13 protein-coding genes are annotated in these 16,299 nt (G+C 60.1%); 2 read left to right on the top strand and 11 right to left on the bottom strand.

Annotated features, from left to right (window positions below; all coding sequences use genetic code 11):
• Positions 1–230: 230 nt before the first annotated feature.
• The 8 genes from FFS64_RS02735 to FFS64_RS02700 all read right to left on the bottom strand — a co-directional run bounded on the left by FFS64_RS02735 (position 231) and on the right by FFS64_RS02700 (position 8,478).
• Positions 231–1,844 carry an AAA family ATPase gene (locus FFS64_RS02735; RefSeq protein WP_137804123.1) on the bottom strand — a complete coding sequence of 538 codons (1,614 nt, stop codon included), beginning with the start codon at positions 1,842–1,844 and terminating at the stop codon, positions 231–233.
• A 10-nt stretch (positions 1,845–1,854) separates the two neighbouring features.
• Entirely contained in the window at positions 1,855–2,955 is a 1,101-nt protein-coding gene (gene aroB / locus FFS64_RS02730; RefSeq protein ID WP_137804122.1) for a 3-dehydroquinate synthase, read from the bottom strand.
• 151 nt (positions 2,956–3,106) lie between these two features.
• Entirely contained in the window at positions 3,107–3,625 is a 519-nt protein-coding gene (gene aroK, locus FFS64_RS02725) for a shikimate kinase AroK (protein ID WP_056725695.1), read from the bottom strand.
• A 4-nt stretch (positions 3,626–3,629) separates the two neighbouring features.
• Positions 3,630–5,693, bottom strand: coding sequence for a type IV pilus secretin PilQ (gene pilQ / locus FFS64_RS02720; protein WP_137804244.1), 2,064 nt, complete (start codon positions 5,691–5,693; stop codon positions 3,630–3,632).
• Positions 5,694–5,706: 13 nt separating this feature from the next.
• A complete protein-coding gene (locus tag FFS64_RS02715) occupies positions 5,707–6,234 on the bottom strand; it encodes a pilus assembly protein PilP (protein WP_137804121.1) in 528 nt (175 codons plus the stop codon).
• On the bottom strand, positions 6,231–6,854 hold the full coding sequence (gene pilO / locus FFS64_RS02710; RefSeq protein ID WP_137804120.1) for a type 4a pilus biogenesis protein PilO: 624 nt from the start codon (positions 6,852–6,854) through the stop codon (positions 6,231–6,233). Before pilO ends, FFS64_RS02715 begins: the two co-directional genes overlap by 4 nt.
• Entirely contained in the window at positions 6,851–7,417 is a 567-nt protein-coding gene (locus tag FFS64_RS02705) for a PilN domain-containing protein (RefSeq protein WP_137804119.1), read from the bottom strand. The genes pilO and FFS64_RS02705 overlap by 4 nt, the downstream gene beginning before the upstream one ends.
• Positions 7,417–8,478 carry a pilus assembly protein PilM gene (locus FFS64_RS02700; RefSeq protein ID WP_137804118.1) on the bottom strand — a complete coding sequence of 354 codons (1,062 nt, stop codon included), beginning with the start codon at positions 8,476–8,478 and terminating at the stop codon, positions 7,417–7,419. The genes FFS64_RS02705 and FFS64_RS02700 overlap by 1 nt, the downstream gene beginning before the upstream one ends.
• A 217-nt stretch (positions 8,479–8,695) precedes the next feature.
• Here FFS64_RS02700 and FFS64_RS02695 point away from each other — a divergent pair, with 217 nt between their 5' ends.
• Complete coding sequence (locus tag FFS64_RS02695; RefSeq protein WP_372242160.1) at positions 8,696–11,134, top strand: penicillin-binding protein 1A; 2,439 nt, start codon at positions 8,696–8,698, stop codon at positions 11,132–11,134.
• 145 nt (positions 11,135–11,279) lie between these two features.
• On the opposite strand, the gene FFS64_RS02690 is transcribed toward FFS64_RS02695, so the two are convergent.
• From FFS64_RS02690 to rpmE, 3 genes are all read right to left on the bottom strand, one after another.
• Positions 11,280–12,548, bottom strand: a complete 1,269-nt coding sequence (locus FFS64_RS02690; RefSeq protein WP_095192240.1) for a malic enzyme-like NAD(P)-binding protein — start codon at positions 12,546–12,548, stop codon at positions 11,280–11,282.
• 182 nt (positions 12,549–12,730) lie between these two features.
• Positions 12,731–13,519, bottom strand: a complete 789-nt coding sequence (locus FFS64_RS02685; protein WP_137804116.1) for a thermonuclease family protein — start codon at positions 13,517–13,519, stop codon at positions 12,731–12,733.
• Positions 13,520–13,554: 35 nt separating this feature from the next.
• The gene (rpmE, locus tag FFS64_RS02680) at positions 13,555–13,773 is read right to left on the bottom strand and encodes a 50S ribosomal protein L31 (RefSeq protein ID WP_008047849.1); all 219 of its coding nucleotides are present in this window, start codon (positions 13,771–13,773) and stop codon (positions 13,555–13,557) included.
• A gap of 292 nt (positions 13,774–14,065) precedes the next feature.
• Here rpmE and FFS64_RS02675 point away from each other — a divergent pair, with 292 nt between their 5' ends.
• Positions 14,066–16,285 (top strand): primosomal protein N', encoded by a 2,220-nt coding sequence (locus FFS64_RS02675; protein WP_137804115.1) that lies wholly within the window; start codon positions 14,066–14,068, stop codon positions 16,283–16,285.
• The last annotated feature ends 14 nt before the right edge of the window (positions 16,286–16,299 follow it).

The following is a 16,299-nucleotide window of genomic DNA, read 5'->3' as shown; positions in this document are numbered from 1 at the left end:
CCGACACTTGGCCTCACAAATTTGACGACGAAATGTCGCAAATCTATGTCGCATTTGTGAAAGGTTTAAAGCGATCTGCTGTGCTAGTCAAAACTTTTTTAATTTTGACCGCAACGACTCAAAGACTACTGTGACGCAGACACCACAACGCACGCGCCCCGAAGGACGCATGCGTTGCAGAAATTTTGAGGTGCCGGGAGAGAGGCGGCCTGGGTAAGGCCGCCGAATCTTCAGCGAGCTGTTGCCAGTTCCTGTTGGACACTGGCGACAGAGCGTGGCCAAGGTTTACCAGCCTGAACCTTCGCTGGCAAGGCCTTGATGGCGGTAACAGCTGCATCGCGGCTGGCGAAGCTACCGTAAGTGATGACGTAAAGCGGTTTGCCGTTGAGGACTTTCTTGAAATAACGGTACTCGCCGCCCTGCTCTTTGACGAAGCTTTGCGCGGTCGTCTCGGAGCTGGTGCCGAGGATTTGTACCACGTAATTGCCCGGCGCCTGACCGGCGTACCAGGTACCGCCGGCGGCCTTGGTCGCGGTGACCGGCTTCTCGGCAGGCTTGGCAGCAGCGGCAACGGCCGGTTTGGCTGGTGCCGGAGCAGGCTTGGCGGCAGGAGCCGGAGCCGGAGCCGGAACCGGTGCTGGCTTGGCGGTAGCGACCTGAGTCGGCGCTGGTGTCGGCTTGGCCGCTGGAGTTGGCGTTGGCGTTGGCGCCGGACCAGCCGGAGCCCCCTCAGGCGGCGCGATCGTGGTCACGGTCGGTGGCGTTGCGCTGGAGCCTTCCACCGGCACGCCATCGTCGCCCTCGGTGATGCCACCGGCGGCTTCGGCGAGCGGGCCACGCATAACCGGTTGCGAATTACCGACCAACGGCAGTGGCATCGGCTGCGTGTTGCCGGCGAATTCGACGGCCGGTGCGCCACCGTTCGACGAACCCTGGCCGAGCGGCAATTGCGCCTGTTCGTTGGCGGGTGCCCCCGTGGTCGGTGCTTTGCTGCGACCCGGCATCAGCCAGGCGGCGGCTACCGCGACCACGACGACGGCGGAAATCGCCAATACGTGTTTCTTCGGCATATTGAACCCCATACTTGGACGCTTGACCGCTGAGCGGCTGGCAATCATGGCTTCGATCATTGCATCGCGGGCGACCTGGTTGATGTTGCCAGGCCAACCGTCGGAGCTTTCGTGAATATCAGAGATCTGATCCGCGGTGAAAAGTTCGATACCCCGACCCGCGCCCTCAAGACGCTGCTCCAGATATTCGCGGGTTTCTTCTTCGGTGTAAGGCTGCAACTCGATGACGTGGAAGCGCTCTTCTTCGAGATGCAAAGCCTCAAGCTGGGCAATGAACGACGACTCGCCGAACAGGAACACATGCGGACGACCTTCCGGCGCACCGGCGGCCAGCGCCATCAAGGCTTCGAGGGCAGACTCGTCGAGCTGCTCGGCATCATCCACCAGCAAATAGACTTCCTGCCCCGTGAGAGCGAGCTGCACCACCTGATCCAGAATGGCACCGACCTCCGCCTGGGCAATGTCCAGCGCTTGGGCGACCTGACGCAGTACGCCAGCCGAATCCCCAGCGCCACGGGCGGAAACCACCACGCTCTGCACCGACTGCTTGTTGGTGCTGGCCACCAGGGCCTGACGCAGCAGGGTCTTGCCACTGCCTTGCGGGCCAGTGACTACCAGCAGCAACTGGCTGTAGCGCGCCAGGTGGTGCAACTGCCCCAGCACCGGTTTGCGCTGGGCCGGGAAAAATTTGAAGCCAGGCACCCGTGGAGCAAAAGGGTCATGACTCAACTGGTAATGGCCGAGGAAAGCCTCGTCGGCATGCAAACTAGTCATCGCGTTCTTATTAACCTTTAAGCTGAGCCAGGGCGCGGTAATCCGCTCCCAGCGTGGCCTGTAGAACCTCTTTCGGATAATCGTCGGTCACCACCGCTTCGCCCATGCGGCGCAGCAGCACCAGGCGCAATCGACCGTCGATCACTTTTTTATCAATTGCCATGTGTTCGAGGAAATCGGCTTCGCTCATCTCTTCAGGCGGGATGACCGGCAGGCCGGCGCGCTGGAACAGGCGAATGCCACGGTCGCGGTCCTGTTCGCTGATCCAGCCCAAGCGTGCGGACATTTCCAACGCCATCACGGTGCCAGCGGCAACCGCTTCGCCATGCAGCCAGACACCGTAACCCATATGGGTTTCGATGGCGTGACCAAAGGTATGCCCCAGGTTGAGCGTGGCACGCACACCGGTCTCTTTTTCGTCAGCCCCGACAACCGCCGCCTTGGCTGCGCAGGAGCGCTCGATGGCATAAGTCAGCGCTTGTTGATCAAGATTGCGCAACCGATCGACGTTATCTTCGAGCCAGGTCAGGAACGGCTCATCGCAGATCAGTCCGTACTTGATGACTTCGGCCAGACCGGCGGACAGCTCGCGGGGAGGCAGGGTCTTGAGGGAAGCAGTATCGATCAGTACCACGTTCGGCTGGTAGAAAGCGCCGACCATGTTCTTGCCCAGCGGGTGATTGATGCCGGTCTTGCCACCCACCGAAGAGTCGACTTGCGACAGCAAGGTGGTCGGGACCTGGATGAAATCGACGCCGCGCTGGTAGCAGGCGGCCGCAAAACCGGCCATGTCGCCGATCACGCCGCCACCGAGGGCGATCACTGTAGTGCGGCGGTCGTGCCGCGCGGTCAGCAGACCATCGAAAATCAGTTGCAGGGTTTCCCAGGTCTTGAAGGCCTCACCGTCGGGCAGCACCACGGAGATCACCGAGAACTGCGCGAGGCTGCGGGTCAGACGTTCGAGATAGAGCGGCGCAACGGTTTCGTTGGAGACGATGGCCACTTGCCGTCCGCGGATATGCGGGGCCAGCAGCTCGGGCTGATCCAACAAACCTTCGCCAATATGAATCGGGTAGCTGCGCTCGCCTAGATCGACCTTGAGTGTCTGCATGTGTCCCCACAGTGAAGATGGAATCAGGCATCCTGCCTTGAGTTAACAAATGTCCACGGCCTCTGCTGGTGTGACGCCGCTGTCAAACCGTTCGCCACAACCTTGAGCGGTCGTGGCAGGACGCCGAGGATAGCGCATTTCGCGCTGCCTATTAACGGGGAGGCAGCTGCTGCAAGCGTTCGAGAATATCGAGTACAACCATTCGCGGCGGCCGCTCATCGGTTTCCACCACCAGATCGGCGATTTCCCGATAAAGCGGATCACGGATAGCCAGCAAATCCCGAAGGGTCTTGGCCGGATCGGCGGTGCGCAACAGGGGCCGATTGCGATCGCGGGACGTACGACCGACCTGCTGCTCGACAGAGGCATGCAGATAGACCACACGTCCGCCGGCATGCAGCGCCCGGCGATTGGCTTCGCGCATGACTGCGCCACCGCCGGTCGCCAGCACCACACCGTCGTAATCGCAGAGTTCGGCAATCATTGCCTGCTCGCGGTCACGAAAGCCCGGTTCGCCTTCCTTGTCGAAGATCCATGGGATATTGGCGCCCGTGCGTAATTCAATTTCCTTATCGGAATCTTTGAATGGCAAGCGCAGCTCTTTGGCCAGCAACCGGCCGATGGTGCTTTTTCCAGCCCCCATCGGTCCTACAAGAATCAAATTTCGCACAGAATCAACGACTCACAGCAATCGCCTGGTTATTCATGATACGCGGTGTGAGAAACACCAACAGCTCGGATTTTTTCTCCGAAACCACGTCACGCCGGAAAAGGCGGCCAAGATACGGCACATCGCCAAGAAATGGCACCTTATCTACAACCTTGCTTTGAGTATTTGAGAAAACGCCACCAATGACGATGGTCTCGCCATCGTTGACCAGGACCTTGGCGTTGACCTCATTTTTCTTGATGGGCGGCACATCCTGCACCTTGTTCAGGTAGTCCGGTTCGTCCTTGGTGACCTTGACCTCCATGATGATCCGGTTGTCCGGAGTGATCTGCGGCGTCACTTCCAGCGACAGCGAGGCCTCCTTGAAGGACACCGAGGTAGCGCCGCTGGAACTGGCTTCCTGATAGGGAATTTCAGTGCCCTTGAGGATCTTGGCGGTCTCTTTGTCCGACGTGACCACCTTGGGTTGCGAGACGATTTCGCCGTTGCCGGTTTTTTCCATGGCCGTCAGCTCCAGATCAAGCAGCACGTTATCGGTGATGAACGCGATGCCGATCCCCGAGGTATTTCCCGCCGCACCCAGGTCGACGAACGGCGCATTGGTACTGGTACTTCCCGGCGTGCCGATGGTCGTGGAAGCGTTCGCACCATTACTGACGCCGGATGTGTTCCAGTTGCCTTTGTTCTGGATCGAACCACCCCAGCGCACCCCGAGGCTCTTGTCATAGTCGACGTTGGCTTCGACGATACGCGCCTCGATCATCACCTGTCGCACCGGGATGTCCAACTGCGCCACGATTCGACGCAGTTCATCGAGCCGATCCTGGGTCTGGTAGGCAATGATGTTGTTGGTCCGCTCATCGACAGTGATCGAACCCCGTTCGTCGACCTTTGCCTCGGCGCTGGTCACCGACTGGAACAGTTTGGCGATATCGGCCGCCTTGGCGTAATTGACCTGAAGCAATTCGCGCCGCAATGGCGCCAGCTCCTCGATCTGCTTCTGCGACTCCAGCTCCTGACGCTCCCGAGCGGCGATTTCATCGGCCGGCGCCACCAGCAGGACGTTACCGATCTTGCGCTTGTCCAACCCCTTGGTTTTCAACACCAGGTCCAACGCCTGATCCCAGGGCACGTTTTGCAAACGCAGGGTGATGCCCCCTTGCACCGTGTCACTGGCCACCAGATTAAGATTGGTGAAGTCGGCGATCAGTTGCAGTACCGAGCGCACATCAATGTCCTGGAAGTTCAGCGAGAGCTTTTCACCGCTGTAGGCGTAGCGGTCGGCATTGCGCTTTTGCAGGTCATTGACGGACATCGGGCGAATGCTGACGGTCAGCTTGTTGTCGGTCTGATAGGTCGAATAGTCGAAGGCACCGCTGGGTTCGATCGTGATCGTGGCCCTGTCACCTGTGGCGCCGGCATTGACGAACTGTACCGGCGTGGCGAAGTCCTTGACGTCCAGGCGTACGCGCAGTGGTTCAGGCAATCGGGTCCTGGCGAAACTCAGGACGATCTTGCCATCACGCTCCTGAATGTCTGGCGCAATGGATGGGTCCGACAAATCGATCACCACATTGCCTTCGCCCTGGGTGCCGCGCTGAAAATCCACTGCGCGAATGGCCTTCGTCGTCGGCGCAAGTGCACGCGACGGGGCCACAGCGGCTGGCGGCCTGGATGTCGTACTTTTGGCGCCCTGGCCCACCACCACAAACAAGTTGTTGCCTTCGACCCGTGCGTTGTAAGGGGTCAACTGGGTCAGATTGATGATCAGCCGCGTGCGATCCTTGGCTTCGACCACCGTCGCACTTCGGGCATTGCCACTGCCCAGATCGCGCGTTTTGTTCGCCAGCTGACTGACGACACCGGGCAAGTCCAGCGCGATCCGCGCAGGGGACTCCGTCGTATAGCCATGGGGCATCGGAGGTTGTTCATCGAACGCCGGCTTTAACTCGACGCGGTCCCCAGGCAGCGCGGCGACATCCAGCGCCTTGAGGTTGGCCGCTTGTACCATCGGCGACAGCAGCGCTATCCATAGCGACACTCCGAGGGTGGAGAAAATCCTGTTCATCATTCGAGTTCCACTATGTGTGTTCTTTCAAAGGAATGGTCCGCGGCCTTTCCAGCCAGGCACCTTCGCCGTCGGGGACGATTTCGACCACATCGACTTGCGAGGCACTGATGGCGACGATCCGACCATCGTTGCGCCCCAGGTAATCTCCGACTTTCAGCCGATGTACCCCGCCGGCCCCGCGCAGCAGCGCAAAGGAGCCTGTCGTATTGGCGATCGTGCCGACCATTTCAAACTGCTCGATGTTGAAACCTTCGAGGTATTGCCTGACCCGATTGGGGTCGGGCTTGACGTTGCGCGAGCCGTGTCTCTGCCCGGCCTGGTCGATTCTGAGTTGCGGGGAAAACGGACTGCGCAGGTTGGCGGCGTTATAAGTGAATGCCGGGTAAGACCGGAATGTCGGCGTTGGTTCAATCTTGCCCGGCGCCTGCAGGCGCATTTCGTTCATGTAAGCATCGAGATCACTGAAGTCATCGCTGCCACCACAACCGGCCAGGACGACCAACGCCACGACCATCGAAAAGACACGAATCGGGCTCATGGGTGCAACCCCTTGTCGTTATAGCGATAGGTCTTGGCCAGGACGCTCATGCGTAACTTCGGCCCGCCGTCGGGATTTGCCGGCGCCAGGTCAAAATCATGCAAAGTGACGATGCGCGGCAGACCGGCTACACCGCTGACGAAAGTGGCCAAGTCGTGATAGGCGCCGGTGACGGTAATCTGGATCGGCAGTTCGATGTAGAACGGCTGGGTGACTTCCGGCAACAGTTTGATCTCTTCAAACTCCAGGCCGCTGCCCAAACCGGTACGGGTGATGTCTTCAAGCAGGCCGGGCACTTCGGTGTCACTGGGCAGTTGCCGCAGCAGCACGCCAAAGGAGTTCTCCATTTCCTTCATCTGCTGGGTGTACAGCTCCAGATTCGCCGCCGTATGGGCCTTGGTGGCAAATTGTTCCTTTAGGGTCGATTCTTCCTCGCGCTTGAGATGGAGCCGACTCTCAAGCTCGCTCGTGGAAAAGCTGTAACCAACTGCCAATACCAGAACCATGAGCAGTGCACCCACTACGACCTTGATCGCGGGCGGCCAGGAACCGATGTTGCTGGTGTCCAGATCGTTGATGTCGATCTTGCGCAAGCCTTCGAACCATTCGGACAGACTCATTTTCCGTCCTCCAGGGCTGCAGGCTGAGTCTGACGAACGGTCAACTGGAAGACGTTGGCCTGGTCCAGTTGGCCGGCGGTGGTTGCCTTCACTTCCGTCAGGCTGGGCGCGTCGAACCAGTCGGAGGCATCCAGATTGCGCATCAGGTCGGAAACACGGTTATTGGATTCTGCCGCACCGGTAATGGACAGGGTCTTGCCAGCCATTTTTACTTCGGTGAAATAGACCCCTTCAGGCTGGGTCCGCGCCAACTGATCAAACATTCGCCCACTGATCGGCCGGTTGCCCTGCAGGTCCTGAATGATGCGCATGCGCTCGACCAGTTGCTGGCGACGAACCTTAAGATCACTGATCTGCTTGATCCGCTCATCGACCACGACGATCTGCTTGCCAATGTAATCGTTGCGAGCAATCTGCCGATCGATGGCGTTATTGATCGCCTGATTTGCGATCAATACAGCGCCAACCGCCCCTGCCAGTGCGCCGACCAGAATCAGTAAAAACCGCTTGCGGCGCCTTTCACGCTGCTCCTCGCGCCAGGGTAAAAGATTGATCCGCGCCATCAGTCGAAACTCCTGAGGGCGAGCCCGCAGGCGATCATCAGGGCCGGCGCGTCATTGGCCAGTGCCGAAGCGTTGACCTTGCTGCTCAGCGCCATGTCGGCAAACGGATTGGCCACCTGCGTCGGTGTGCCCAATTGCTGCTCGATCAACCGATCCAGTCCGGAGACAGACGCCGTACCGCCCGCCAACAAAATGTGGTCGACCGGGTGGTATTGACCGGAGGCAAAGAAAAACTGCAATGAACGCGAAACCTGCTGCACCAATGCCTCGCGAAACGGCTGCAACACTTCACTGATGTAATCGTCAGGCAACCCGCCCTGCTTCTTCGCCAGCCCTGCCTGCTCAACGGTCAGGCCATACCGACGCTGTATCTCTTCGGTCAATTGTCGACCGCCGAACAATTGTTCACGGGTGTAGATGATTCGCCCGTCGAGCAGCACGCTCAGGGTGGTCATGGTGGCGCCGATGTCGACCACCGCCACCAGCCCTCCCTCGGAGATTGCCGATCGATTCACCAGCAGGCCGAAGGATCGCTCCAGGGCATAGGCCTCCACGTCGACCACACGGGCGGTCAGGCCGGCCAGGGTCAGCGCCGCTTCACGGACTTCTACGTTCTCCTTGCGACAGGCCGCGAGCAGCACGCTGACCCGCTCGGGGTTGCGTGCTGATGCACCCTGAACCTCGAAGTCGATGGCGACTTCGTCCAAGGGATAAGGGATGTACTGATCGGCCTCGATCTTCAGCTGGTTTTCCATCTCGTCATCGGAAAGACCGGCATCCATTTCGATGGTCTTGGTAATCACCGCCGATCCGGAAACGGCCACGGCGACGTTCTTGAGGCTGGTTCTGGCCTTGATCAGAACACGGGTGAGCGCCTGGCCCACACCTTCGAGTTCGGCGATGTTTTTCTCGACAACCACGTTGGCAGGCAGCGGTTCGACCGCATAGGCCTCGACCCGATAGCGCTCGCCATGACGGCTCAGTTCAAGAAGTTTTACCGATGTGGAGCTGATGTCGATACCCAAAAGCGTATTGGCTTTTTTGTTGAAGAGTCCTGGCACTAGCAATTCCCTATGACTATCCGTGAGTTACGGACTCTGTAATGTGTGTTGCGTTCCATCCACCCGTCTTGACAGCAGCCTTCAATGACGCCTGCGGTGGAAAAATGCTTATAATGCCCAGCGTTTTTTTCCGGTTTTTCTCAAGCGCGGGTCGTTTTCCTTTAGCCTGAACCCTGATGCCTAATTCATTTTTTGCCCTGGATATCCAAAAGCCTTGATTCGTCTGCTGAAATTTTTCGGTTGGTCCATCGTCGCGGTTTTCTGCGGACTGCTTCTGGGTCTGAGCGGGGCGTTTCTTTACCTTAGCCCCGGTTTGCCGTCGGTGGAGGCGCTGAGAAGCATCCAGTTGCAGATTCCATTGCGGGTCTACAGCAGCGACAACAAGTTGATCGCAGAGTTTGGCGAAATGCGCCGCACTCCTATCCGTTTCGCCGACATTCCCCCCAACTTCATCAATGCGTTACTAAGTGCTGAAGACGATAACTTCGCCAATCACTATGGCGTCGACCCCAGCAGCCTGATGCGGGCCGCCACCCAGTTGGTCAAAAGCGGTCACATCCAGTCCGGCGGCAGCACCATCACCATGCAGGTAGCGAAGAACTTCTTCCTGACCAGCGAGCGCAGCTTTTCGCGCAAAACCACTGAAATCCTCCTGGCCTTGCAGATCGAACGGCAGCTGACCAAGGACGAAATCCTCGAGCTGTACGTCAACAAGATCTATCTGGGCAACCGCGCCTACGGCATCGAGGCGGCGGCGCAGGTTTACTATGGCAAGTCGATTCGTGACGTCAGCCTGGCGCAGATGGCAATGATCGCCGGCCTGCCAAAAGCCCCGTCACGCTTCAACCCGCTCGCCAACCCGGCACGCAGCAAGGAGCGTCGTGACTGGATCCTGGGGCGCATGTACAAGCTCGGAAAAATCACCGAAGCCGATTACACCGCCGCGATCAACGAACCGCTGAACGCCAGCTACCACGTGCCGACACCGGAAGTGAACGCCCCTTACATCGCCGAAATGGCTCGTGCCGAAATGGTCGGTCGCTATGGCAGCGACGCGTACACCGAAGGTTTCCGCGTCACCACCACGGTGCCGAGCAACCTTCAGGAAATGGCCAACACCGCCCTCCACGAAGGCCTGATGACCTACGATCAGCGTCATGGCTATCGCGGCCCTGAATCGCGCCTGCCGGGCAAGACCCGCGAGGCGTGGGCCACCGAACTGACCAAGCAGCGCACCATCAGCAGCCTTGAGCCGGCCATCGTCACCCAGGTCGACAAGAACGGCCTGCAGGTCCTGACTCGAACCGGCACCGAGCATGTGAACTGGGACACCATGAAGTGGGCTCGCCCGTTCCTGAACACCAACAGCATGGGACCCAATCCGAAGCAGCCGTCGGATGTAGCCCAGGTCGGCGACCTGATTCGCGTTCAGCGCCAGCCGGACAACTCGTTGAAGTTCAGCCAGATCCCGCAAGCCCAGGGCGCGCTGGTATCCCTCGACCCACAGAACGGCGCGATCCGCTCGCTGGTCGGCGGCTTTGCCTTCGAGCAGAGCAACTACAACCGGGCATTGCAGGCCAAGCGCCAGCCGGGTTCGAGCTTCAAGCCATTCGTCTACAGCGCCGCGCTGGATAACGGCTATACCGCCGCCAGCCTGGTGAACGACGCACCGATCGTGTTCGTCGATGAGTACCTGGACAAGGTCTGGCGTCCGAAAAACGACACCAACACCTTCCTCGGCCCGATCCGCCTGCGCGAAGCGTTGTACAAGTCGCGCAACCTGGTGTCGATCCGCCTGCTGCAAGCTCTGGGCGTCGACCGCACCATCGACTACATCAGCAAGTTCGGTTTCAACAAACAGGACTTGCCGCGCAACCTGTCCCTGGCCCTCGGCACCGCCACCCTGACCCCGATGGAAATCGCTACCGGCTGGAGCACTTTCGCCAACGGTGGCTACAAGATCACCCCGTACATCATCGACAAGGTCGAAAGCCGCAATGGCGATACGCTGTTTGTCGCCAATCCGCCGAGCGTTCCGAAGGGTGGCGTCGCCAGCGATGGCATCGCTGCGCCAGTCGCCGAGGCCTTTACGGTCAACGCCACGCCAGGCGAAGCACTGACCACCCAACCGGCGCCTCAGACACCCGCTGTGGCTGAACGTATCGTCGATGGCCGCACTACCTACATTCTCAACAGCATGCTTGAGGATGTGATCAAACTCGGCACCGGCCGCCGCGCCCTGGCCCTTGGCCGCAGCGACATTGCCGGCAAGACCGGCACCACCAACGAATCCAAGGACGCCTGGTTCTCCGGCTACAACGCCGATTACGTGACCACGGTCTGGACCGGTTTCGACCAGCCCGAAAGCTTGGGCCGCAAGGAATTCGGTGGTACTGTCGCGCTGCCAATCTGGATGAACTACATGGGCGCCGCGCTCAAAGACCTGCCGCCTCATACGCAACCAGAACCGGAAGGCATCCTGAGCCTGCGGGTCGACCCGGTCAGCGGCCGTGCGGCGACTCCAGGCACGCCGGGGGCTTATTTCGAACTGTTCAAGGCCGAAGACACGCCACCGTCGGTGAATGAACTGGGCAACGGCAATGCACCAGGCAGCCCGCTGCCAGCGGACGAAGCGGCGCCAATCGATTTGTTCTAGAGGAGCAGCGGCAAGCTTCAAGCTGTAAGCCACAAGAAAAAGCAAAAGCAGAGCGCCCTTCGCTTTTACTTGCAGCTTGTAGCTTGCAGCTTGAGCCCATAAAAAAACCCAGCACTTGGCTGGGTTTTTTTATGGGCGTCTGCTTTTAACCGTTAAACACGTCATCCACGCTTTTCAGCGGGTAGTTCTTCGGATACGGCAGGGTCGCCACACCCGTCTCGATCGCAGCCTTGGCCACGGCGTCGGAGATCAGGGTGATCAGGCGAGCATCCATTGGCTTCGGAATGATGTACTCACGACCGAATTCCAGTTTGATGCCGCCGTAGGCGTCGCACACTTCCTGAGGAACCGGGAGCTTGGCCAGTTCGCGCAGGGCGTTGGCCGCAGCCACTTTCATTTCTTCGTTGATGCGCTTGGCGCGTACGTCCAGGGCACCACGGAAGATGAACGGGAAGCCCAGTACGTTATTGACCTGGTTCGGGTAGTCCGAACGGCCGGTGGCCATGATCACGTCGCTACGGGTAGCGTGCGCCAGTTCCGGGGAGATTTCCGGATCCGGGTTCGAGCAAGCAAACACGATCGGGTTGGCAGCCATCGACAGCAGGCCTTCAGCGCTCAGCAGGTTCGGGCCGGACAGGCCGACGAACACGTCTGCGCCTTGCAAGGCGTCAGCCAGGGTGCGCTTGTCGGTCGCGTGAGCGAAGACAGCCTTGTACTGATTCAGATCGTCACGGCCGGAGTGGATCACGCCGGTACGGTCGATCATGTAGATGTTTTCGATGTTGGCGCCCATGCTCACCAGCAACTTCATGCAGGAGATGGCTGCCGCACCGGCACCCAGGCAGACGATCTTGGCTTCCGGCAGGGTTTTGCCGGCGATTTCCAGGGCGTTGATCATGCCGGCCGCAGTGACGATTGCGGTGCCGTGCTGGTCATCGTGGAAAACCGGAATGTCGCACTGCTCGATCAGAGCACGTTCGATCTCAAAGCACTCAGGCGCCTTGATGTCTTCCAGGTTGATGCCACCGAACGTGATGGAGATGCGCTTGACGGTGTCGATGAAGGCTTGCGGGCTTTCGGAGTCGACTTCGATGTCGAAGACGTCGATGCCGGCGAAGCGCTTGAACAGAACGCCCTTGCCTTCCATCACTGGCTTGGAAGCCAATGGGCCGAGGTTACCCAGGCCGAGAATCGCGGTGCCATCGGAAATGACTGCAACCAGGTTGCCTTTGCCGGTGTATTTGTAGGCCAGTTCAGGATCGCGGGCGATTTCGCGTACTGGTTCGGCTACGCCGGGGCTGTAGGCCAGCGACAGGTCGCGGGCGGTAGCGGTGGCCTTGGTGAGCTCGACGCTCAGCTTCCCTGGACGAGGATTGGCGTGATATTCGAGAGCGGCAGTTTTCAGATCAGACATGTGGGCATTCCGCTTTTACTGTTGGACAGACTGGTCAGCGAGGATACGCGCCTCGCAAAATCCCCACAAGACTGACCGGTCACCCCTGTCAACCGCCCTGCCCTACGACTTTTGGCCAAGAGCCGCGGAACACAAGGGATAGACTGTTCACAATCAGCGCAAAAAATGTCTACAATTTTTTATCACTGCACCACTTCAAGCATCGCTGGGTCCGTCAGCGGCAACATCCAGCGCGCCTGCCCCTCCTTGAGCCCACCGCGGCGCGAACGATCCAGTACCCAGCCGCGCGCCTCGATTTGCCTGCCTTCGAGTTTTTCAAGCGAGGCCGTATCGAAGCGAGCGAGCAAATTGGGTGCAACGCGTAATACAACCGAATCCTGCAACTCGATCCAAACGCCGCCACGATTTCGTTGAACCTTGCTCACACGGCCGCTGAGTACAGCAAAACCGGCCGTGCTGATCTGATCCGCTTTCAGTACAGGTGATTGACGCCACACACCGAGCCCGCCCTGGCGGGCGCTGCGTTCCGCAGCTTGCTGACAGCCGACCAGATCGACATTGGGAGGGACCGCCACCAGAAAACCGAGGCCTTCGGCGAGCATTTGCGCTTCGAGGTTGGCACCGTTGGCACCGTAGACGTGGGCCAGGGTCCGACCATAGCGGTCTTTGCTTTCTTTACCGGGCAGTAAAGCGACTTGCCCGTCGCTCGCCGCCACCAGGGCTTCGAGACGCCTGCGCGCAGCCACGGCGAACGGCTCATCGGAACGGCCTTGCTTGCCCAGCTCCGGCGTATTCAAGCCGATCATGCGCACATTGCGACCATCGCTCAGGCGCAGCGTATCGCCATCCACCACCCGCTGCACCGCGACGGATGTCAGGCCGCCCGGCGCCGGGCAGAAGGCCTGGGCAGCGGATAGCCAAATCACGGACACAAAAAAGGCGCCCGCGAGGGACGCCTTTTTCATCAGCATGGAAAAACCCGAATGGCTTCCCAAGTTGATCGGCCTTAGGCCTTTTTCGCGCCGAAAGCACCGAAACGGTCGGCGAAGCGCTGAACGCGGCCGCCAGTGTCCAGAGTCTTCTGCTTACCGGTGTAGAACGGGTGGCATTCGTTGCAAACGTCGATCGCCAGGGCTTTGCCGAAGGTCGAACGGGTTTCGAACTTGTTGCCGCAGCTGCAGGTAACAGCAACTGCTGGGTATTCTGGATGGATATCAGCTTTCATGGTGTCTTCCTCGGGCTAGCGTGCCGCCACCCAACACTATTGTTGAATACCGCACGTAATTAGGCCGCGGATTCTACCAGACAATCCTGATCACGCAAGCTGTCACTCAGACCGACCGTCTGCTAGGCTCCCGGCCCTATGCGCCACCCCTGTGGGAGCGAGCCTGCTCGCGAAAGCGGTGCGTCAGACGACAGTAATGCTGACTGATACTCCCTCTTCGCGAGCAGGCTCGCTCCCACAGGTTATGTGATTGCCCCCTGCTTCTATTTTCCGCTGATCGAGAATCCCCCGCGTGCCCGACGCCATTTTGCGCCTCGCCCTGCCTTCGCCCCTGCGCCGCCTGTTCGACTACCGCGCGCCGGCTGGCGTCCTGCGCGCCCAGTTGCATCCTGGCATGCGCTTGCGGGTGCCGTTCGGGCGCCGGGAGATGATCGGGATTCTGGTAGAAGTCGCCGATACCAGCGAAGTGCCAGCAGAGAAACTCAAACCGGCATTGGCACTGCTGGACGCCACGCCACCCCTGCCCCCCACGCTGTTCAAGCTGTGCCTGTGGACTGCCCAGTATTACCAGCACAGCCTCGGCGATACGCTGAGCTGGGCGCTACCGGTATTGCTGCGTCAGGGTGAACTGGCCGAAGCCCGCCAGGAACGGTTCTGGTCCGCCGCTCCCGGTGCCAGCCTCGATGATCCGCGTATCGCCCGCGCCCCGCGCCAGCGTGAAGCACTGGCAACGCTGGCCCAACATCCCCATGGTGTCGCCCATCAGTTGCTGAGCAAACTGATGCTGAGCAAGGACAGCCTCGATCTGTTGCTGGCCAAGGACCTGGTGCAAGTCGAAGTCCGCAAGCACGCCCCCAGTGCCCGTCACGAGCATTGGCTGGCCCAACCGGAATTGCCGCTCAACCCGGAACAACGCGCCGCCTGTGAGGCGATTCGCGCTGGTTTCGACAGCTACCACGCGTTCCTTCTCGCTGGCGTCACCGGCAGCGGCAAGACCGAAGTGTATTTGCAGCTGATCCGCGAAACCCTGGAGGCCGGCAAGCAGGCGCTGGTGCTGATCCCGGAAATCAACCTGGGTCCGCAAACCCTGGCGCGCTTCGAACAGCGCTTCAATGCACGCATCGCGCTGATCCATTCAGCGGTGAATGATCGCGAACGCCTCGACGCCTGGCTCGCTGCCCGCGATGGCGAGGCCGACATCATTATCGGCACCCGCTCGGCGCTGTTCACGCCAATGAAGAACCCGGGGCTGATCATCATTGATGAAGAGCACGACGGCTCTTATAAGCAGCAGGAAGGCCTGCGCTATCACGCCCGCGATCTGGCGCTGGTGCGTGCCCGGCAGGAAAACATTCCGATTGTTCTCGGCTCGGCCACACCGTCACTGGAAAGCCTGCAGAACGCCTACACCGGCCGTTACGGCCTGCTACGCCTGAATGAACGTGCCGGCGGCGCCAAGCAGCCGCGTTTCCTGCGCCTGGACGTGAAAAGCCGTCCGCTGGACAGTGGTATTTCCGGGCCGATGCAACAAGCCATCGGCCAGACCCTGGCTGCCGGCCAGCAAGTGCTGGTATTCCTCAATCGCCGCGGCTTCGCCCCGACGCTGCTTTGCCACGACTGCGGCTGGATGTCCGAATGCCAGCGCTGCGATGCACGCATGACCGTGCACCAACGCTATGGCGAACTGCGCTGCCACCATTGTGGTTATGTCGAACGCGTGCCGCGCCAATGCCCAAAGTGCAACAAGGTCGATTTGCGCCCGGTGGGGGCCGGCACCGAACGGGCCGAAGAGCGCCTGGGCATCCTGTTCCCGGACTACCCCGTATTACGGGTCGACCGGGACAGCACGTCACGCAAGGACGCAATGAATCAACTGTTCGCGACGATTCAAAAGGGTCAGCCGTGCATCCTGGTGGGCACGCAAATGCTCGCCAAGGGCCACCACTTCCCACGGGTGACCCTGGTATCGATCCTTGATGCCGATGGCGGACTATTCTCCGGTGACTTCCGCGCCAGTGAGCGTATGGCGCAATTGATCGTCCAGGTCGCCGGGCGCGCCGGGCGGGCGGAAGAGCCGGGCAAAGTGATCATCCAGACGCACCTGGCCGACCACCCACTGCTGGTGCAATTGACCGAGCAGGGTTACTTCGCCTTTGCGGAGCAGGCCTTGAGTGAACGTCGTGCGGCAGGCCTGCCGCCGTTCGCGCACCTGGCGCTGCTGCGGGCCGAAGCGCACAAACCGGGTCAGGCCGAAGGCTTTCTCGATGAAGCGTGCAGCGAGGCGGAGCGCTTGCTGGCCGAACAGAACCTGACCGGCATCGAACTGCTGGGGCCGGTGCCCGCACCGATGGAGCGCCGGGCCGGGCGCTATCGTGCGCAGTTGTTGTTACAGGCTACGGCCCGCGCACCATTGCACCGGTTGCTTGCCAGCTGGTTGCTGGTGCTGGAGCAAATGCCGAGCGGGCGGGCGGTGCGTTGGTCTTTGGATGTCGATCCCGTCGATTTGTATTGATTTAGAGATCGCCT

The sequence above is a fragment of the Pseudomonas sp. G(2018) genome (genome assembly GCF_005502415.1).
In the GTDB taxonomy this organism is placed as follows: domain Bacteria; phylum Pseudomonadota; class Gammaproteobacteria; order Pseudomonadales; family Pseudomonadaceae; genus Aquipseudomonas.
Note: the sequence above shows the minus strand (reverse complement) of the source record. Positions and strands in the feature narration are given on the sequence as shown.